Raw genomic sequence first — 18,480 nt, 5'->3', positions numbered from 1 at the left:
TGTTGCGTCCAATGCAACCATCAGGCGCCACAGACACCGTAAGCGGCGGAGCCGAAAATCGACTCCAGCGCCCTGACCAGCTAGGTCACTTCAAGCAGTGCGGGTAGGTGGGGTGGCGCCGTGGCGGGCGGCGATGTACTGCTCGGGCATGCCACTGGCGACCGGGCCGGGCCTGAAGAGGCTGATGTCGCCGCTGACGTCGCCGACATTGCGCGGCTGCAGACGGGACAGGAGGTCTTGCTGGCCCGGTGACTCAAGTGGGAACAAACCCAGGATCCGTGCGCCCTGGAAGACCTTGAAAGCGAAGTGGTCATCCAGCGCGACCTGTTGGGGGTCGTCGAGGTCGATGTGCCGACCGGTGGCGCGTTCGATCTTCGTGACGGCGTGGGCCATCGCGGACGGCATCCGTACGCCGAGCACGTCGAGCTTGATCGGTCCCAGATCCTCGACCCCCTTCCTCGACACCTGGACCACGGGGTAGCCGCAGGGGGTGAGCCCGGGCGGTGGCGGGGGTCACCTCCACCGAGCCCGACCACCGCAACTCACCCCCGGGGCCGGGCTGGACCGGGCTGTGCGGTGACCGGCCGTGGGCCCGGCCGTAATTCGATTGACCTGGCCACGCGTCAACGCTGCACTGTGGCGGGACACCACGAGTCGTGGTGCCGGTATAGCAAGGAGGCAGCGGCAGCAATGGAGATCCGTCCCACGACCGAGCAGGATCGCGACGTCTTCGTCGACACTGTCCATGCCGCGTTCGGGCGCTTCCCGGAAACCCCGACCGAGGGCGGCGGCGGGGTCTTTTGGGCGGCGTACGAAATGGACCGCAGCCTGCTCGCCATGACGGCGGACGGGCAGCCCGTCGGCACCGCCGCTGCGTACTCCTTCGAGCTCACCCTGCCCGGCGAGATCCTGGCTCCGGCCCCCGGGGTGACCGCCGTCGGCGTCCTGCCGTCGCACCGACGCCAGGGCGTACTCAGCGCGATGATGCGGCATCAGCTCACCGATCTGCGGGCCCGAGGGGAGTTCCTCTCCGTACTGCTGGCCTCTGAAGCCACGATCTACGGCAGGTTCGGCTACGGACCGGCGACCTACACGGCGCGGCTGACGGTGCCGCGCCACCAGGCCACCCTCGCCCTCCCCCGGGCGCGCGGAACGGCCGACGCCCCAGCGACCGGCTCGGACACCGGCTCGGTCGAACTGCTGCGGCGCGCCGAGTGCGGCGAGATCCTGGAAGAGGTCTACGACCGGTACCGCCGCGCGCAGCCCGGCGCGCTGTCCCGGCCGCACCGCTGGTGGGCCTTGGGTGCGGGGCAGCCCCCGATCTCTCCGGCGCCGCGCTACGTCGCCGTCCACCGGGACGCCGACGGCGTCCCGGACGGGTACGCCAGCTACTCGATCGGCGAGTCCGACACCCTGACGGTCGACGAGACCATCGCCACCGACGACGCCGTCTCCACGGCCCTGGCCCGGTTCGTACTCGGACACGACCTGGTCACTCAGGTCGTGTTCAAGCACTTCCCGCCCGAGCACCCGCTGCGCTGGCAGCTTGCGGACTTTCGCGCCGGCCAGATGAGCAACGACACCGACTGGCTCTGGGTGCGGCTCCTCGACGTCCCGCGCGCGCTGACCGCGCGCGGCTGGTTCATGGACGGTGAACTCGTCCTCGACGTCGACGACCCGTTCCTCGGCGAGCACGACCGCTACCTGCTGACCGTCCAGGACGGCAAGGCCGACTGCGTACCGACGGACCGGGAGCCCGACCTGTCCCTGGACGTCCGCGACCTGGGCTCGGTCTACCTCGGCGGCACCGCCCCGAGCACGCTCGTGCGTGCCGGACACATCCGGGCCCACCGCCCGGGCGCGGCCACCCTCGCCGACGCCCTCTTCCGCGCCGAACGCTCCCCGCACTGCCTGCACTGGTTCTGACCGCGCACCCGCCGACCTTGCACAAGTCTCGTCAGGGGTGAGTCTGCGGACCTTCACCGGCTCTGCCACTGCGCCTCCACGGGCCCGACGGGACGTGTCCCCTGTCCAATCGGGCGCTGAAGAGGCCGGGAAGCCAACGCTCAGGCCGCCGCGACTGCTTCGATCTCCAGCAGCCAGGCTTCGTCGTAGATGCCCGTGATGATGACGGTCAGAGCGGGACTGTGGTCGCCGAGGATTTCATGGCGGATCCGGGCGTTGGCCTCCCGGTAGCGTCGGTCGGAAAGGAAGACGGTGACCTTCGCCAGATTGCGCACGCTCATGTCTGCTGCTGCCAGCACGGACAGTACGTTATGCCAGGCCAGCCGACACTGGTCGTCGAAGTCATCCGGGACGCGTCCGTCGTTGTCCTCCGGGACCTGGCCGCTGATGAACACCAGCCTCGCGACATCGGTGACCAACGCGCCTTGGCCATAGGACCGCGGCTGCGGATCCAGTGTGGTGATCTGCACGGCAGGCACGATAGGCGGTTCGGCTGCATGGGGCGACCGGTTTCCATGCCGCCGCGGGCGGTCGGCCAACCTGTCGGTGATGCACCGGCCCGAGGTTCCCCGTGCCGCCCCGGACCCCGGCTTCGACGGCCGCCCGGTGTATCGCTTCCCGCTGGAGAAACACCGGCTCGGCACCAGCCACCAGCTACAGCAGCGGCGACAGCGCCGGATGGATCAGGCAAACGCCCTCGGGAGGACCTGCAGGCCCGTCGCCGATCTCATCCACGGCCCCTGCCCGGCCATCGTGCTCGGAGCGGGCTCGCAGGACCCGTGCCCCGAAACGCGCCGACTGCACCGCATCATGGCCGCCGACATCTACGGCAGCGAGCTGTGTATCGCCCTGACTCACCGCGGCGTCACCTGGGGCGCGTTGGTGCTGCTGCGTGAGCGGGGATCCAGGCCGTTCTCTCCGGCGGAGATCGTGCGTGCCGCCGAACTGGCGCAGCCGCTCGCCTCGGCCGTGACGCGGTACGTGACGGACAAGCCGCTGCGCCCCGGCAGGCGCGGTTCCCATCTGCCGTCGTTGTCGTCGGTGAGAACGACGAGATCGCGGGGGCGACTTCGGCGGGACGCGACGCGCTGCGCGGGATCCCGCCCGGCGTTTACCCCGCCCGTGACCAGGAGCTGTTCAGCTTCATCTGGCACATCACCTACACCGTTCGGCGCACGGGCCTGCCTGCGATCACGCGGGCCCCCACTCCGCTGGGATGGTTCTCGCTGCAGGCGCAACTGCTCGACGGCGCGATGGCGGGCGCTGTCGTGGTCACCCTCCAGCCCGCCCCGGCCACTGAGCTGTTGCCCGCGCTCGCCCAGTGGTACGGCATCTCCGCCAGGGAACGGACGGTCATCGAGGAGGCTCTGCAGGGGCAGGCCGCCAAACAGATCGCCCGTCGGCTCAGCTTGTCACCGCACACGGTGAACGACCACTTCAAGGCGGTCTACCGCAGGACCGGCGTGACCAGCCAGGAGGAGCTCATCGCCTGCTTGTTCTGACACGGGGGCTGAGTTCGTGACAGCGGTTCCAGCCGCGCCCACTGCTCAACGGTCAGGTCGCGCCGCCTCGTCACCGTCACCGTCACCGTCACCGTCACCGTCAGGATGGCCACGAGGTCTCCGGCGTTCAGGTCCTTCTTGGCCGATGAACCCTCTCCCGGAGACCTCACCTACTTCACGATCACGACACGCCCGTCACACCGGACTTCGCGGCAGACCCCAGTCCCTGGTGCCGAGGCGTGACCGATGAGCATCAGAGTGGGGCGAGGCGGGCCTTGAGCAGACAGAACTCATTGCCTTCGGGGTCGGCCAGGACGTGCCACTGCTCCTCCCCTGTCTGGCCGATGTCGGCCGGGCGAGCACCGAGCTTGAGAAGGCGTTCGAGCTCGGCGTCCTGATCGCGGTCGGTGGCGTTGACGTCGATGTGCAGCCGGGATTTCCCCTTCTCCGGCTCATCCCTGCGACTGAGGAAGAGCGTCGGCTGCAGACCGCCGAACCCTTCGCGCGGCCCGATCTCCATCGAGCCGTCGTCCTCGCGACCGAGCACGACGAAGTCCAGGACCTCGCACCAGAACCGCGCCAGCGCCTCAGGGTCGCGGCAACCGAGCACGAGCTCACTGATACGACATGCCATTGACGAAACCTACTCTCAGCCTGGGGACTGCAGGGGAGGCCACAAGCGAACCTCATGGCGCCCAGCAGCGAAAACAATCCCGCGACCGTACCGGACGAGGCGAGCATGGGCGAAGTGATTTCAGGGCTGCCTCTGTCCGGGCAGCCGGGCAGCCGGGCAAGGCCATTGGCCAAGCAGTCGGGAAGCCGACTTTGCGACACGACCTAAGCGTGTTGGTCAAAGGAGGCTCCGTCAGGCGACCCGGAAGAGCGTGCCCCCGGGCGGTCACGGGGTCTGGAGCTGCTGGTGCTGGATTGCGAGGTCTCGGCCCCACCCCCGAATCGGTGATGCCGCACCTGTGGCACGTGCTGATGTGGCAGTTGAAGAACGACCGCTGGGCGGAGGCCACTGCCACGCCCCCGGCCGCCCCCGCCGAGATCAAGCAATCCACTCCCAGGGCGCCAAAGCGCTCCCGCTTCTCCCGCATCTCCCGCCGCTCACCGCGGATGCATCCGACGCTCCGAGTGCATCCGCCATCCCCAGCGACTCTTCCGATACGTCGGACACATGACCACCACCCCAACCCCCTCATGCACCCGCACCGAACTGCCCCCGGCGTTCCGCCTCTTCTGGGCCGCCGACGCGGTGTCGCTCGTGGGCGACGCCCTGCGCGGCATCACCGTCATCCTCTGGCTGTACTCCGCCTCCGGCGGTTCCGCGCGGGCCGTGTCCGTCGGCGTCCTGAGCGAACACCTCCCGGCCCTGCTGGCCGCTCCCGCCAGGGGGTGCTCGCCGACCGCTACGACCGCAAGAAGATCATCGTCAGCAGCTGCGCCGTCCGCGCGGCGGGCTGCTGCCCCAACTCGTGCCCCGTGAACAGCTCGTACGCGCCAACAGCATCATGACCACGACCACCCAAGTCTCGTACGTCGTCGGACCGTTCATCGGCGCCGCACTCTTCGAGCGGCACGGTCCGGCCGTCGCTGTCACCGTGGACGCGGCCAGCTTCCTCTTGTCGGCACTGCTGCAGGGGCAGCTCTCCCTTCCGCGTACGGGACAGAAGTCGGCGCTGCGCGCAGCCGATGGCTCCCCGGACGGCATCCGGGCCGGACTGCGCGCCCTGTTCAACCACCACGAGCCCGCCCTCTCCCTCGGCTGCTACCTGTGTGTGGCTCTGCAGGCAGGCATCAACAACACCGTGCTCGTCGCCTTTCTCCACACCGCACTACGCCGCCCCTCGTCCGACATCGCCCTCTTCAGCCTCGCCAACGGCATCGCCCAAATCCTCATCGCGGGCCTGCTGATCGGCCTCGCCAAGAGACTCGCCCCGGCCTCAGCGGTGTCCTGGTCGGCCGGTGTGGCCATGGCCGGCGGGCTGCTGCTCGCCACGTCCAGCGGCCTCGGCACCGCGCTGGCCGGTGTCGTGATCGTCGCGCTCGCGACGGCGCCCCTCGGCATCGGCTTCACCACCCTGCGGCAGACCAGGGTCCCCGAGTCGGTGCAGGGTCGGGCCACCGGCATCATCGGCACACTCACCGGCGCCGTCTTCCTGCTTGCCTCCCTGACGGGCGCCTGGCTGGCCGACGCGACCAGCCCGCGCACCAGCCTCGCGTGCGCGGCGGGAGCGCTGACTCTGGGCGCCCTGCTTGGCGCCCTCACTGCCCCGGTGCGGGCCATCCGCTAGGGGCGCATTGCCCCATCGCTCGCACCTTCGGCTCCCCCGGCTTCGATGTCGCCCTGATCTCCCGGAACCGCGCCAAGCTCGACGATCTCGTCGTCGGCAAGCTGACCACGGAGCGCATCACCGCCGCCGCAATCCCCGCGGACGTGCTGAACCGTGACGCGCTCACCCAGGCCCTCAAGGATGTCGCCACGCAGTCCGGCTGGATCGACGTCCTGGAGTACTCCCCGGTGGGGACCTTCGGCGTCACCACTCTGACCGCTCCAGCCGAGACCGAACCGTCCCATGTGGAGTTCGAGATCCGTACGGGGCCATGGCCGCCACGAAGGCGGTGCTGCCGGCGATGCGCGAGACCGCCGCCGGCACCCCGCTCTACGCAACTGGGCGTTCAACCTGCACAACGAGCTGGCCGGTACCGGCGTCCAAGCCGCCCACGTCGGCATCGGCGTGTCGATCGGTACCGGAGCTTGTTGTAGACCTCCAGGCGGTAGGCGGACTCCACGTCCAGGTCGATCTCCGGCAGCAAGGTCCGCCACTCGGGGAGGTTCTGTTCTGTTCTTGAAGCCTGGCAGCTCAGCGAACAAGTAATCGGTTGCCTGTTGGCATGGCGGTGGATGCAATGTCCGGCATGATCACCCAGGTGCGCCCGCCACGGCGAGATGAGATGTACGCGTACCGCCGGGCCTTGCCACTCTGCGATCCGGGCAAACGGCAACCGAATCGTCACGCGGGAGACGCCCACGCATGAATACGCCACCATCGCCACCTGGAGCGGAGCGGACTGACGGATCATCCGTCCAGATCGGCGCTCTCGTTCCGCTGACTCGGCCTGGCTGGGTCGAGGCCGGCCGACACTTGCTCGCCGGACTCGAGCTGGCCGTTCGCGAAGTCAATGACGCCGGCGGGATCGTCGGGAGGCCACTCGAGCTGGTGGTCCGAGACACCGCGGCTGATCCGCAGAAGGCCGCGGCGGCCGTAGATGAATTGGCTCGCCTGGGCGTGGCTGCCTTGGCAGGGGAGTATCACAGCGTCGTCGCTCGCGCCGCTGCCGCCAGGGCCGACGCCCTCGGCCTGCCGTTCCTCTGCTCGTCAGCGGTTCTCGACGCGCTCACCGAACAGCCAACGGAATGGGTCGCGCGCCTCGCCCCGGCACAGTCCCACGGCTGGCAGATCTACGCAGACTTCCTCCTCGGCGCGGGCCACAGTCGAATCGCCGTAGCAACCCAGCCGAGTGTCTACTGGGCATCTGGGGCCCGCATTCTGCGGGACTACCTCGCTCCACGCGGCGGCACCGTCACCGAACTCGACATGAGCGCGCTCACCCCCACGGCCGTGTGCGACGAACTCGTCGACCACCGCGCGACAGCTCTCCTTCTTCTGGTCGGCCACCCGGAGCCGGCAGTGTCGATCGTCAAGTCTGTCCGCCGCGACCCGCGCCTCGCCGAGATCATGATTGGTGCTCCGGCCGGGCAACCGGAGTTCGCCGAGTGGGCGACGTTGCTGGGCGACGGCAGCGCCGGGATCCCGTTCTTGCGCTACCTGCCCGAGCGCCTCACCCCACTCGGTGCACAAGTCGAGACGGCCCTCCGCGAACGGCTGGCCGAAGCCCCCTCCTTCGTCGCCTTCGAGGGCTACGACACGGTCGCCGTCCTCGCCGATGTGCTGCGTTCTCACGGCGCGGACCGGGCGCGTACTGCCGAATCCTGGCCGCGCGTTGCGGTCGAAGGCACCCGCGGGCAGATCCAGTTCTCCCGTACGCCAGGCATCAGCGTTTGGCAATGGGCTTGGCCGCCAGTCCAAGTCGTTGATCGAGATCCGGCGGAACCTGATCGCTTTCGGATCCTTCACGCCAGCTGAGAGAGCACGGAGATCTAAACTGTCCAGATCTGTCAGAACTTAAGGCTAGCTACCTGTCTGCCTGTCTACGGTTAGTCCGACGGGTCCTCAACGACGACTCTCTGCCTCTGCGGAGCCGCATCGTTGCCGCACTCGTTCTCGTCTATGCCCAGCCTGCCAACCGCATCGTTCGCCTCACCATCGACGACATCACCGACGACGGCACCACTATCTCCGTCTGCCTGGGAGATCCACTGTCTCCCCTCCCGGAGCCCATCGCCGAACTGATGCGGGCCTACGTCCACTCCCGCCAGCGCCTGCCCTACGCCAGCAAACGAAGCGCCCGGTGGCTCTTCCCCGGTCGCCAGCCCGGGCGGTCACCTAAGCAGGCGGAACCTGGAGCCGATACGTCCCTGGCGACCATGAAAGGCGCCGGTGACTGACAATGCCGGGATGACCCGACCCAGAATCCGTGTCGCCGCATACGTTATCCGGCATCACGCCGTCCCCGAAGTTCTGGTGTTCGACCACATCGGTATGCCGGAGGCCGGCACCCAAGTCCCTGCGGGAGGAGTCAAATCAGGCGAAGAACTGGAGGAAGCGGTCCTTCGAGAGGTCGCAGAGGAGACCGGTCTGCTGACAGCCACGGTGGTCCGGCAGATCGCTGCGGAGGACAAGCCCCATCCCGACACAGGTCAGCCACGACGAACCAGCTTCTACTTCCTCCATGCTCCAGCAGACACCCCCGATGCGTGGGACCACCACGTCAACGGCGAAGGAGACGACGCCGACCTCACCTTCGCCTGCCGGTTCCTCCCCCTTCCCCTGAAGCAACCATTGGCCGACGATCAAGACACATGGCTGGGCCACATCGATCCGCGCTGGACCACCGTGACCGTCGACAGTCAGTGATCAGTAGCCGGGCTCATCCGCCACCACTGCAGTGTCGTCGCGGTCAACGGCCCCAGCTACCTGCTCAAGAACCGCCTCAAGGCCATCGAATGCGACTCCAAGGTCGCCTGAACGAGAAACGCGGCCGAGTTCTCAACGGGCGGGAAGCCCGGCCCGGTTCCGCCAGTAGTCCGGATCGCGCGGGTCTGCAAGCCAGTCCACCAGCCGGTCGGCGCCTGCCTGAAACGCCTGACTCAGCGATGTCTCACCGCCGATGACCACATACAGAGCATCGGCGTCATGAGTCGCGTGGTCGACGTCACACCAACAGGCCACGTTCACCGCCGCGCTGACCGACAGCTCTCCCTGGTCCGTCCACGAGACATCGAGCAGGAACTCAAGTTGATCGCCGGGTCCAGCAGGCCCGACGATGTCCGCGAGCAAGATCACCGCGGCGCCTGGCCCCGGGCCGGGGAACGCGGCGTGATGTGATGCCCACAGCCATGCCGGCTCAGGCTCTCCTACGCGTGCCTCATCAATCGCGCGAGCCGCACGCCGCAGGACCTCTACCTCACTGGCCGAGAGCTGCGGGAAAAGCGCGGACAGCGGGACAGCATCCAAGGGGCCACTAGCCATGACCATGAACCCGATCATCCGGTCCTCGGGCAGGAGCCACAAGAAGCCCGAGCCTTCGGCCGGCCATTCAACCCGTCGCCAAGCCGGGCACGTTCACTCGTACCGTGCTGGCCCATCCCCTCCCGGAGTACGCGGACAGCAGACCCTGGCGGCCGCCGTCGACGTGGCCGCCCAGGGACCATCCCCGCGTGCGCGGGGATGGTCCCGCCAGCGAGTTGGTCTGCGTACGCAGGTATCTGTCGGCGACACGTGAAATCGTGGTTGCGGATCACTTTTGGGGCTGGCTCGGCTGCCAGCGGCCACTTGAATCTCCGCAGAATCAGCCAACTCTGATGTCCCATTCAATAACGAACGTGAGGGCTGATCGGAGTACCGGTTACCCTCGGCGTCCAGCCACCCGGTCTACGCGCCCCCACCTTCGCCAATGCGTTGAAGCAGGTCGAGCAGGGTCGCGCGGTCAGCTGGGGAGAGCGCGGAGTAGCACGCGGCGAGGACCTCGTCGGCGATCTGATGCCCTGCTTTGAGGACCCGTTCACCGGCGGGGGTCAGATAGTGCTCGATGCGTCGTCCGTTGCCCGGCCTGCGCTCGATGAGGCCCTGGGCCGCACAGCGGCCGGCGAGCGTTCCGAATGCTTGCTCGCTCTGGAACGTCGCCGCAGCCAGTGCGCGGGCCGACGCCCCGGGTGAGCGGCTGATCGCACGGAGGGCATCCCACTGGGCCAGCGTCGTGCCGGCGGTTGCGAGCCGACTGTCGAGGGCGCGGTGCTGCTGGTACTGGGCGTACTTGACGGCTCTTCCAAGGGCTTGCAGTTCATCGGGCATGGATCCAGTCTAGATGACGACTAAGCTAGCTTATATAAACATCCTTAGTTATGGTGGGGGCATGTTCACAGACCACACGGTTGCGCAGTACCCAGACCTGTCCCTCAACCTGTCCGAGGCCGGCACCGGCAGGCCCGCCCTGATCCTGCACGGCGGCGGAGGGCCTGCCACCGTCGCCGGGCTCGCAGGCCATCTCGCCAAGACCATGCACACCATCACGCCCATACACCCCGGCTGGGAGGGCACCCCCCGCCCGGCATGGCTGACCGGCATCGACGATCTCGCGCTCGCCTACCTGCATTTCCTCCAAGACCTCGGACTACGCGATGTGCTCGTCGTCGGCTCCTCGCTCGGCGGCTGGACCGCCGCCGAGATGGCCGTGCGCGACACCGCGGGAATCATCACGGGACTCGTCCTGATCGACGCTGTCGGAGTGCACGTCGAGGCCGAACCGATCACCGACTTCTTCGCCCTCGACGCCCACGGCGTAGCCGAGTACGCCTGGCACGACTCGGCCCGCTTCTACCGTGACCCCGCCGGTATACCCGCCGATCAACTCGCCATTCAGCAGGGCAACATGGCCACCATGCGCGTCCTCGCGGGCGACCCCTCCATGCATGACCCCAAACTGCTCCGCCGGCTGCGGCGTATCGACCTCCCCGCTCTCCTGCTCTGGGGAGAGAGCGATCGCATCGTCACCCCCGCCTACGGCGCGGCATACGCCGACGCCTTCGGCAACGGTCGGCTCCAGGTCATCCCTGAAGCAGGCCACCTGCCGCAGATAGAACAACCGGAAGCCACCTTCGCCCACATCGACACCTACCTTGGCCACCTGAGCGCCAACTCCATCAACTCGAAGTGACCGTTGGCGGCGGTCGATCCGACCGGCCAGCGCCTGATCGCGAGTCATCACCGCGCGCTGGCATTCGTACAGGCCAGGTCGCGGCGCCAGGGCCTCCAGCACCCACGACGAAGGGCCGCGCGCCCGCTACGCCGGCTGCGCCCCCTTCCGCCGTGGCGCCGAAGCAGTCACCATGCGCGACCTGGCCGGCGAACTGCACCAAAGACGGCACGAACCGCCGCGTCATCGTGCTGGGCGACTTCAACGACGACTGGCAAGTCGCCACCACCCAGATCCCGTACGGCCCGCCCGGCTCACTTGCCGACATCCGCGACAACCTGATCGCCCGCATCGCCGAGGCCGAACGTGAAGGCCGGCTCGGCGAGGTCGAAGGGCTGCGGGTCAGCCTCGCTGAGGCAGAAGAGAAGATCGCCCAGCTCGATGCACGCCAGGGGTGCAGGTCATCGAAGAAGTTCCTCGGAGTCCCCTCGTTCGACCAAATCGGAGATCGAACGGGCGGTGAGCCCTGACCATGAGTCGACGCCTGGAGTCTGACGGCGCCCCGTCCGGCAGGTTGGATGCCGTCATGCGTTCGGCCAGGCAGCCCCTGCCTAGGCTTTGCGGGCGAGCAGTTGAATCTCCTGGAACTGGCGTCGGTCGGTGGGCTGAGGCTCGCGAACCATCCGCGCCACCTCGGCCAACCCGGACTCGCGCAGCATCGCGGCGAGGTGATCAGGCGACCACCGATAGGCCGGCGCGACAGCGTGATCGAAGACCTGCGTCGGGTGAGACGGATCATCGCTTGCCGAAAAGCCGACCAGAAGGTGGCCGCCAGGTGCCAGCACACGGTGGAACTCCCCCATGATGGCGGGGAGTTCTTGCGGCGGAGTGTGGATGATGGACCAGCGTGAGAGTGCGCCGTCCAGCACGCCGTCAGCGATGTTCAGCGTGGCCATCGAGCCCACGTCGAACCGTAGGCCGGGATAGGCCTGTCGAGCCAACTTGATCATCGCAGGAGAGGCATCAACACCAAACGCCGCCAGCCCCAACTCGCCCAGGTAAGCGGTGATATGGCCAGGGCCACACCCCAGGTCCGCAACCGGACGGTCCCCACTCGCACGTACGACCTCGGCGAAGGCACTCAAGATCGCGCGGTCCAGGGGCCTGTCACGCAGCTCGTCGCGGAACAGCTGCGCATAGGTGGGGGCAGCAGCGTCGTAGGCCTCGCGGGTGGCACTGAGGGCATCGTGTTCGACCATGCTCGCGACAGTAGTTCCTGGCGCTGAGACGAGCCGACAGAATCACGAGCCCGCTAGTTCACAGAAGCGTGTGTCAGATGGCCCCAACTCCGGCCCGATCCCGGCCAGATGCCCCGGCCAGAGGAGATCCACGACGACCTCCTCGACCGTCTGAAGGATGCAAAGGACCAGGGGTGGCTCGGCAAGGTCGCCGCCATCGAGACGAGCGTGGCCGCCGCCGAAGACAAGCTCTCATCGATGCGTGAGATGACCGACCTGCACACCACCACCAGCCTCGGCATGCCCGGCTTCCCGCCCCCCATCCGTCGGCCGACGCACATCCGGCAGCTGACACACGTAGGCGAGGCCAAACCACCCAGGCACGGGCCGAGCAGCCGCCACAGCCTGGCTGGCGTCAGCCGCCGCATCTTCGCCGCCCGGCTCAGGATGCCGGCGCGGTTGCGGGTTCTTGGCCTGGGATGGTCGGCGGTTCTGCAATGCCGATGAAGTTCCCGCCCATGGGCCGGATGCCGACCGACCACCCCAGCGCTGTGAGGTCGTCCGTGAGGGTCTGAGCATCATGAAATACCTTCACGATGCGGTACTGGCTGCCGTCATCGAGCCGGCGCAGCGCCGCCGGGGCCGGCTGGTTCGCGAGGACCTCCTCGTATGCGGCTGCGGCGGGGCCGTCGTCGATGAAGATCGCTTTGCCGCCTGGCACGAGTGCGCCGGCGACGGTGTTCCAGAAGTCGGGCAACCGCGTCGGCGGGACATGGGAGAGCCAGAAGGCGAAGAACACGGTGTCGTAGCGTCGTGGCGGCTGCCACTCGAACAGGTCGGCCTCAAGGAACTGGACGGAGAGGGATGCGGTGCGCGCCCGAGCGAGGGCCACCACTTCGGTTGCCGCGTCGACGGCCGTCACCGAATCCGCCCGCGCGGCGAGCAGAGGGGTCCACTGGCCCGTTCCGCAGGCCAACTCCAGCACATCCCCGGCAATCGGGAGGTCATCGACGACAGCCAGCAACCTCTGCAGGTCTTCGTACTCTGCATAGGGCCGGTCGTATTCGGCCGCACCGGCCCTGTAGTAGGCCATCTGTTCCGCCAGGAGAGCATCGTCGCCCATGCAGGTTCCTCTCATCCGGGGTCGGTCAGAGACAAGCGCTCAGGTCGCCGGCTTGGTCGCCACCGACAGCGTCTGCCTTCACCTTCGGGCAAGGTCAAGAGTCATGAGGGCCGGGGACCGCCCTCGCCGACTGACCCCGCACCCGCCGTCGCCAGAAGGACCACGCCAAGGGACAGCGAGTGGTGCCAGCTGACGTTCCTGCGGCCAGCCCGGCAAACGCTCGGTTACTGACGCCGCTGGCCAAGGACACAGAACTCGTCACCTTCGGGGTCTGCCAGTACAACCCACGATTGGTCACCCTGACCAATATCAACACGCTGTGCGCGCCATGAGCCACCAGCCTAGCCACCTCGGCGTCCTGGTCATCCCTGTTCCCCTTCCAAGGTCATCCGCCGAGCTCAGAAACCATCCGCTTTCCGAACGTGATTGCTTGATTCGGGCTGCGTGGACATGAACTCTGCTCGGCCGCGGGAGAGATGGGGTCGTTCGACTGCTCGCATCGTGCTTGTGGAGGTGACCGGTGCCGCCGGTGCCGCCGGTGCTCGGTCCGTTGGAGGCTCGGGAGAAGCAGGCCCGGGAATAGGTAGCACGGTTGCGGGAGGGGGCCGAGCGGGTGCAGGCCGCGCTCGCCGTGGCGGAGAGGGTGCTGACGGCAGCGGGCGAAGGCTTCGCGGGGGCGGTCGGGGGTGCCGGTCCTGGGCTGGTGCTGGGGGTGGGATCGGGGGCGGGGGCGGGTGACTGACACCGGGGTCGGCGAGCGGCTTGTCCGAGGGCGGTGCGAGGATGGCGGTGTGTTCCGGGAGGCGACCGGGGCGCGAGGACGTGGGCAGGTTTCGAGCGGTCGGAGGCGGCATGGCCAAGGAATTCCAGGTGACTTACGACTGCGCCGATCCGGGCGCGCAGGCGGCGTTCTGGGCTCAGGCGCTGGGCTACCGCATCCAGCCGCCGCCCGAGGGCTTCGCCGACTGGACGGCTGCGCTGACGGCGTGGGGCGTGCCGCCTGAGCACCACAACGACCGGTCGGCCATCACGGATCCGGACGGCAAGGGGCCGCGGGTGTTCTTCCAGAAGGTCCCGGAGGGAAAGACGGCGAAGAACCGCTTGCACCTGGATGTGCGCGCAGCACCCGGCCTGACCGGGGACGAGCGGATGGCCACGCTGGAGGAGGAGGCCACCAGGCTGGAGGGGTTGGGAGCGAAGCGGCTGTACCGGCTCGAGCCCAATGGCCTGGACGAGGGGATCATCGTGATGACCGACCCGGAGGGAAACGAATTCTGCCTGGATTGAGGGCAGGGTGCCGGCTTCAAGAAGGCTTGCGCTTGCCGGTCGGCGGGCTCGATCAGTCGAACTGGGTCCTGGATCGGGTGATCGCTGCGGTGTCAGCGCATGAAGGAGGGGCCTCCCGGTAGCTCGGAGTTGCGAAGCTCAAGAGCACCGAGGAGGCCCCGTTGTCGCCGTGTTGCGTGACCACGCCCGTCGCGTCCAACTCCCGCGTGTCGCAGTGCGATTGCCTCGCTCACCGGTTCGGTGACGCGGGCGATCATCCGGACCGGGCCCGGTGTTACACCTCCGACAAGACCGAGGCCGAATGGCAGGAAGTCCGACGGTCGCTGCGCGTTCCCTCGTGGCTTCGGGGCGGGGCGGCCGGCCAAAGGCTACTGCCACACCACGCGATGCTCGATGCGGTCCGTCATGCCGTCGACAACGGCGTGAAGTGGGCCAACCTACCCGCGGACTTCCCGCCGTTTCGGCGGGTGCATGCCTTCGCCCGGCGCTGGCAGCAGGAAGGGTTGCTCGTCGAGCTGCACGACCGGCTGCGCGAGCGGGTGCGGATGCGGGTGAAGGAAGGGCGCGCGGTGGATCCGACAGCCGCGATTGTGGACTCGCAGTCGGTGCGGGTCGCGGCGAACGTTCCGCGCTCGACGTCGGGTTGGGACGGCGGGAAGAAGGTGGCCGGCCACAAAAAGGCACCTGGTGGTGGACTGTCTCGGCCTGTCTCGGCCTGTCTTGGCCGTGGCTGTGACCGCGGCGGGCGTGCAGGACCGCGACGCCACGGTGCCGGCGCTGGCGAGGCTGCGCGAGCAGTACTTCTCCATCAGGCTCGTCCGGGCGGACCGGCACCTATGTCGGGAGACTGGTCCAACACGCCGCTCCAGTCGGCGCCCGTCCGGAACAATCCAACACCGCATACCCCGAATGCCGAGATCAAGGTGGCGAGGGCGGTGAGAGTTTTCCGGTGACGTGGAGCGCGTCGGCTCCCTCGTCGAGGGCGGGTTGGTGTCCGTTTCCCGGTGAGGTGGGGGCAGAGCTGCCGGTCGGGGGGTTTCGGGCGGCTACTGCTTCCTGGTGAAGCTGCCGGTGTCGACCTCATTGAGGTCTTCTCGGCAACGTGATAGTTGCGGTGTGTGACGGGTGCCGGTGCCCGCTCTCGGCCTAGTTCTGCGGTGCCAGGGTGCGTAGGACGTCGAACTCGTTGCCCTCGGGGTCTGCCATGACCACCCAGTTTCGGTCTGAGCCCTGGCCCACATCCGTCTTGGTGGCGCCGAGGCCGAGCAATCTGGTCACTTCGTCCTCGGTGCTGCCGTCGATCGGGCTGACGTCGAGGTGAAGCCGGTTCTTCACGGTCTTACCCTCGGGCACCTGAATGAACAGCAGGGTGGGCGGCATCTGGCGGGCCCGAACATCCTCGACGGTCGGCACCCAGGAGCCGATCTCGACTTTGCCCTCGCTCCGGTCGATCACCTTGAAGTCCAGGACCTCGCACCAGAAGGCCGCGAGCCTCTCCGGATCGTGACAGTCAACGGCCAACTCGGTGAACCTACTTGTCATGACTCTCCCAGATAGTGCCGACGGGGCTCAGAGTATGCCGCCCGTCCGACGCTGCGTCGCGGTTCAAGCTATGAGCAGGCGGAGGCCGAGATCTGCCGCGTCGAGGTCGGCGAGGTCGCTGTTGCGCTCGACCCACCGGCCGGAGTCGAGGTCGTCGCTGAGGCTTCGCACCGCCCGCTGCTCGGCCTCCGGCCCGACCCTCGTCCACACCGACATCGCACGGCGCACGTGATCCTCCAGATACGCCCCCGGTCGGCGCCAGTACGCCTCGAACAGGCCGTCAGCGCAGTCCCACGGGATGGGCACCGGCTCAGCGCGGGCGCCGATCGCGTCGGCCATCCCAGCAAGCGAGGGAAATTCTGCAAGGACGGCGGCGAATTCGGGCAGGTAGTCGCGGGTAAGCCAGAACCGGTCCTGCCATCCGGGCTCGTCGGTGTCGAAGGTGAGCACCACGACGCGGCGGGCCACGCGCCGCATCTCGCGCAGCCCCGCTATCGGGTCCCCCCAGTGGTGAACGGTGGAGACGGCCATCGCGACGTCGAAGGAGTGGTCCTCGAACGGCAGGCTCTCCGCGGCGGCGGCCACGCACGGCGCCGAGCCGGGAGGCCGCTGCCCCCGCATGACCGCCGATGGCTCCACCGCTGTCACGTGGCGATCAGCAGGCTCGTAGGAGCCGGTGCCGGCCCCGACGTTCAGCACCGTCCGCGCGTCCCCGAGCGCGTCCCAGATCTGCGCGGCGATCCGCGGCTCGGTACGCCGTGTCGCGGTGTAGGCACCGCCGATCGCGTCGTACAGGCGTGCACCGAGCATCTCCAGTTGCTCCTCCGGTGTCACCTTCAGTCCCTTCGCCCGTGCCCCAAGTTCCCTGTCGATGGCCGCCACCATGGCGTCAGCGCGATCACGCCGCTCCAGCAGCAGGCCGCGCAGTCGGCGCAGATGCGCGACCGCGTCGGTGGACGGGTCGCCGACCAGTTCCGCAACCTCCCGCAGCCCGAAGCCCAACCGCCGATAGGCCAGCACCTCCCGCAGCCGCTCCACGTCGCCCGCCGAATAGGCCCGGTACCCGGCCCCGGTCCGCGCCGACGGCCGAACGAGCCTGATCTCGTCATAGTGATGCAGCGTGCGGACGCTCACGCCTGCCAGCTCGGCCACGCGTCCCACGGTCCAGTGATCCTCCACGGCACTGACTATGCAGCCTGACGTCACGTGAGGGTCAAGAGCCTCACTCACGGCAGCAAGAGCCGAACGCGAAGCAGCGGTCCGAGGCGACTCGTGCAAGCCAGAACGATGGTCTGGTTGAGAGAAGCAGGGATGTTGGTGCACACAGGAAGTGCCACATGCGCGGGCGCAGTTGCCGTTGGAGAGTTTGCGGCGTTCGAAGTGGCCGAGGAAGGCGTCCCATTCGTCCGAGGTGGGCATGCGGTATTCCTCGCTGGCGCGCAGCGCCCGGCGGCGGACGATGAACGCGCGGTGGGCTTCGATGGCGTCGGTGATGAAGAAGTGGCTTGTGTCGGCAGAGGCTTGTGCGGGTGACCCCGTGCGGCGATTGAGCAGGCGTGTAGCTGCGGACCGCTTTCGCGACGCAGGCAGCCGGAGGTGTTGCATTCCGATCCCGTCGACGTGATGTGGATCACTTTCCGGGTGCTTCGGGTCAGGCATGCGCGATCGTGATCGGAATGGACGCTTGTTTCCTTGGCATCGCTGAGCTGGTCGAAGCCCCGTCCGTGGCGGTCGTGGTCGACGTCATGCGTGCTTTCACCGTGGCTGCCTGGGCCTTTGCCCAGGGGGCGGAAAAGATCGTTCTTGCTGAGTCGCTGGACGAAGCCCTGGCGCTCAAGGCCCGCCACCCGGATTGGGTGGCGCTCAAGGACGGTCCGCCCGCGCCCGGGTTCGACATGGTCAACTCGCCGGGCCTGCTGCGGTCTGTTGACCTTGGCGGACGGACCGTTGTGCAGAAGACCACGGCAGGGACGGTTGGCGCCCTCGCGGTCAAGGAGGCGCCGCTGGTGCTGTGCGCCAGCTTCGTGGTGGCGGAGGCAACGGCTCAGCTTTTGCGGACGCGCAAGAGTGACAGCGTCACGTTCGTGGTCACTGGCGACGATGGGCAGGCCGATGAAGATCTGGCGTGTGCTCAATACATCGCTCGGAGGGCCACGGAGGCTGGGGCGGATGCTGCTGAGTTCGTCCGCCGCGCTGCCGAGTCGCGCGCCGCCGCCGAGTTGGCGGAGGGTGTGCGCCAAGGAGTCCATCCTGATGACGTGGCACTCTGTCTTGAGGTCGACCGGTTCCCCTTTGCCATGGCGGCGGCCTTGGAAGGTTCGCTCATGGTCCTCCGTCCGTGCGCCACGCTTTCGCTGACCGACGATGCCCCGATCTGATCGCTGATACTCGTCGAGCAGGTAGCGGCGGTGGGCCAGGGAAGCCTCGCAGAACCGGGTGTCGATCTGTTCCGGGCCGGACACTCCCGAGCCACGAGACCTTGTCGCAGAGCAGAGCCAGGCGT

21 protein-coding genes and 4 pseudogenes are annotated in these 18,480 nt (G+C 67.9%); 14 read left to right on the top strand and 11 right to left on the bottom strand.

The window, feature by feature from the left end:
- Positions 1-108: 108 nt before the first annotated feature.
- A pseudogene (locus AB5J50_RS48945) lies at positions 109-492 on the bottom strand (DNA polymerase III subunit alpha); the annotation flags it as partial.
- Positions 493-690: 198 nt separating this feature from the next.
- Here AB5J50_RS48945 and AB5J50_RS48940 point away from each other — a divergent pair.
- The gene (locus AB5J50_RS48940) at positions 691-1,926 is read left to right on the top strand and encodes a GNAT family N-acetyltransferase (RefSeq protein WP_369264974.1); all 1,236 of its coding nucleotides are present in this window, start codon (positions 691-693) and stop codon (positions 1,924-1,926) included.
- A gap of 140 nt (positions 1,927-2,066) precedes the next feature.
- Here AB5J50_RS48940 and AB5J50_RS48935 read toward each other — a convergent pair whose 3' ends face one another.
- Together AB5J50_RS48935 and AB5J50_RS48930 are read right to left on the bottom strand one after the other, a co-directional pair.
- On the bottom strand, positions 2,067-2,435 hold the full coding sequence (locus AB5J50_RS48935; RefSeq protein WP_369264973.1) for a RidA family protein: 369 nt from the start codon (positions 2,433-2,435) through the stop codon (positions 2,067-2,069).
- Positions 2,436-2,819: 384 nt separating this feature from the next.
- Positions 2,820-3,119: a hypothetical protein gene (locus AB5J50_RS48930; protein ID WP_369264972.1), complete on the bottom strand. Its 300-nt coding sequence runs from the start codon at positions 3,117-3,119 to the stop codon at positions 2,820-2,822.
- Between the two features lie 99 nt (positions 3,120-3,218).
- Between AB5J50_RS48930 and AB5J50_RS48925 the strand changes: the two genes are divergently transcribed.
- Complete coding sequence (locus AB5J50_RS48925) at positions 3,219-3,467, top strand: helix-turn-helix transcriptional regulator (RefSeq protein WP_369264971.1); 249 nt, start codon at positions 3,219-3,221, stop codon at positions 3,465-3,467.
- 253 nt (positions 3,468-3,720) lie between these two features.
- Here the strand turns inward: AB5J50_RS48925 and AB5J50_RS48920 are convergent, their stop codons facing one another.
- Positions 3,721-4,101 (bottom strand): VOC family protein, encoded by a 381-nt coding sequence (locus AB5J50_RS48920; RefSeq protein ID WP_327434514.1) that lies wholly within the window; start codon positions 4,099-4,101, stop codon positions 3,721-3,723.
- Positions 4,102-4,647: 546 nt separating this feature from the next.
- Here AB5J50_RS48920 and AB5J50_RS48915 point away from each other — a divergent pair.
- From AB5J50_RS48915 to AB5J50_RS48895, 5 genes and pseudogenes are all read left to right on the top strand, one after another.
- On the top strand, positions 4,648-4,956 hold the full coding sequence (locus AB5J50_RS48915) for a hypothetical protein (protein ID WP_369264970.1): 309 nt from the start codon (positions 4,648-4,650) through the stop codon (positions 4,954-4,956).
- 25 nt (positions 4,957-4,981) lie between these two features.
- Positions 4,982-5,764: an MFS transporter gene (locus AB5J50_RS48910; RefSeq protein ID WP_369264969.1), complete on the top strand. Its 783-nt coding sequence runs from the start codon at positions 4,982-4,984 to the stop codon at positions 5,762-5,764.
- 741 nt (positions 5,765-6,505) lie between these two features.
- Positions 6,506-7,618 carry an ABC transporter substrate-binding protein gene (locus tag AB5J50_RS48905; protein WP_369264968.1) on the top strand — a complete coding sequence of 371 codons (1,113 nt, stop codon included), beginning with the start codon at positions 6,506-6,508 and terminating at the stop codon, positions 7,616-7,618.
- A gap of 432 nt (positions 7,619-8,050) precedes the next feature.
- Positions 8,051-8,509: an NUDIX domain-containing protein gene (locus tag AB5J50_RS48900; protein WP_369264967.1), complete on the top strand. Its 459-nt coding sequence runs from the start codon at positions 8,051-8,053 to the stop codon at positions 8,507-8,509.
- Positions 8,510-8,530: 21 nt separating this feature from the next.
- Positions 8,531-8,620: pseudogene (locus AB5J50_RS48895) on the top strand (AAA family ATPase); the annotation flags it as partial.
- Positions 8,621-8,641: 21 nt separating this feature from the next.
- Here the strand turns inward: AB5J50_RS48895 and AB5J50_RS48890 are convergent.
- Together AB5J50_RS48890 and AB5J50_RS48885 are read right to left on the bottom strand one after the other, a co-directional pair.
- Positions 8,642-9,142: a hypothetical protein gene (locus tag AB5J50_RS48890; RefSeq protein ID WP_369264966.1), complete on the bottom strand. Its 501-nt coding sequence runs from the start codon at positions 9,140-9,142 to the stop codon at positions 8,642-8,644.
- A 384-nt stretch (positions 9,143-9,526) separates the two neighbouring features.
- Positions 9,527-9,946 (bottom strand): MarR family winged helix-turn-helix transcriptional regulator, encoded by a 420-nt coding sequence (locus AB5J50_RS48885; RefSeq protein ID WP_369264965.1) that lies wholly within the window; start codon positions 9,944-9,946, stop codon positions 9,527-9,529.
- 61 nt (positions 9,947-10,007) lie between these two features.
- Between AB5J50_RS48885 and AB5J50_RS48880 the strand changes: the two genes are divergently transcribed.
- The gene (locus AB5J50_RS48880) at positions 10,008-10,808 is read left to right on the top strand and encodes an alpha/beta fold hydrolase (RefSeq protein WP_369264964.1); all 801 of its coding nucleotides are present in this window, start codon (positions 10,008-10,010) and stop codon (positions 10,806-10,808) included.
- A 152-nt stretch (positions 10,809-10,960) separates the two neighbouring features.
- The gene (locus AB5J50_RS48875) at positions 10,961-11,317 is read left to right on the top strand and encodes a hypothetical protein (RefSeq protein WP_369264963.1); all 357 of its coding nucleotides are present in this window, start codon (positions 10,961-10,963) and stop codon (positions 11,315-11,317) included.
- Positions 11,318-11,398: 81 nt separating this feature from the next.
- Here AB5J50_RS48875 and AB5J50_RS48870 read toward each other — a convergent pair whose 3' ends face one another.
- Positions 11,399-12,046 (bottom strand): class I SAM-dependent methyltransferase, encoded by a 648-nt coding sequence (locus AB5J50_RS48870; RefSeq protein ID WP_369264962.1) that lies wholly within the window; start codon positions 12,044-12,046, stop codon positions 11,399-11,401.
- Between the two features lie 108 nt (positions 12,047-12,154).
- Here AB5J50_RS48870 and AB5J50_RS48865 point away from each other — a divergent pair, with 108 nt between their 5' ends.
- Positions 12,155-12,532 (top strand): hypothetical protein, encoded by a 378-nt coding sequence (locus tag AB5J50_RS48865; protein WP_369264961.1) that lies wholly within the window; start codon positions 12,155-12,157, stop codon positions 12,530-12,532.
- Here AB5J50_RS48865 and AB5J50_RS48860 read toward each other — a convergent pair.
- Both AB5J50_RS48860 and AB5J50_RS48855 read right to left on the bottom strand, forming a co-directional pair.
- Positions 12,468-13,148 (bottom strand): trans-aconitate 2-methyltransferase, encoded by a 681-nt coding sequence (locus AB5J50_RS48860; protein WP_369264960.1) that lies wholly within the window; start codon positions 13,146-13,148, stop codon positions 12,468-12,470. The genes AB5J50_RS48865 and AB5J50_RS48860 overlap by 65 nt on opposite strands.
- Before the next feature lie 224 nt (positions 13,149-13,372).
- Positions 13,373-13,515, bottom strand: a pseudogene (locus AB5J50_RS48855) (VOC family protein); the annotation flags it as partial.
- A 485-nt stretch (positions 13,516-14,000) separates the two neighbouring features.
- Here AB5J50_RS48855 and AB5J50_RS48850 point away from each other — a divergent pair.
- From AB5J50_RS48850 to AB5J50_RS48840, 3 genes and pseudogenes are all read left to right on the top strand, one after another.
- Complete coding sequence (locus AB5J50_RS48850) at positions 14,001-14,435, top strand: VOC family protein (RefSeq protein ID WP_327434504.1); 435 nt, start codon at positions 14,001-14,003, stop codon at positions 14,433-14,435.
- A gap of 176 nt (positions 14,436-14,611) precedes the next feature.
- A pseudogene (locus AB5J50_RS48845) lies at positions 14,612-14,896 on the top strand (IS5/IS1182 family transposase); the annotation flags it as partial.
- A gap of 226 nt (positions 14,897-15,122) precedes the next feature.
- Positions 15,123-15,374, top strand: coding sequence for a hypothetical protein (locus AB5J50_RS48840; RefSeq protein ID WP_369265727.1), 252 nt, complete (start codon positions 15,123-15,125; stop codon positions 15,372-15,374).
- Between the two features lie 207 nt (positions 15,375-15,581).
- On the opposite strand, the gene AB5J50_RS48835 is transcribed toward AB5J50_RS48840, so the two are convergent.
- Positions 15,582-15,977, bottom strand: coding sequence for a VOC family protein (locus AB5J50_RS48835; RefSeq protein WP_266360597.1), 396 nt, complete (start codon positions 15,975-15,977; stop codon positions 15,582-15,584).
- Positions 15,978-16,040: 63 nt separating this feature from the next.
- Positions 16,041-17,138 carry a methyltransferase domain-containing protein gene (locus tag AB5J50_RS48830; protein ID WP_369265726.1) on the bottom strand — a complete coding sequence of 366 codons (1,098 nt, stop codon included), beginning with the start codon at positions 17,136-17,138 and terminating at the stop codon, positions 16,041-16,043.
- A 515-nt stretch (positions 17,139-17,653) separates the two neighbouring features.
- Between AB5J50_RS48830 and AB5J50_RS48825 the strand changes: the two genes are divergently transcribed.
- On the top strand, positions 17,654-18,355 hold the full coding sequence (locus tag AB5J50_RS48825) for a 2-phosphosulfolactate phosphatase (protein WP_369265725.1): 702 nt from the start codon (positions 17,654-17,656) through the stop codon (positions 18,353-18,355).
- Positions 18,356-18,480: the final 125 nt, after the last annotated feature.

The sequence above is a fragment of the Streptomyces sp. R35 genome, from assembly GCF_041053035.1.
In the GTDB taxonomy this organism is placed as follows: domain Bacteria; phylum Actinomycetota; class Actinomycetes; order Streptomycetales; family Streptomycetaceae; genus Streptomyces; species Streptomyces lutosisoli.
Note: the sequence above shows the minus strand (reverse complement) of the source record. Positions and strands in the feature narration are given on the sequence as shown.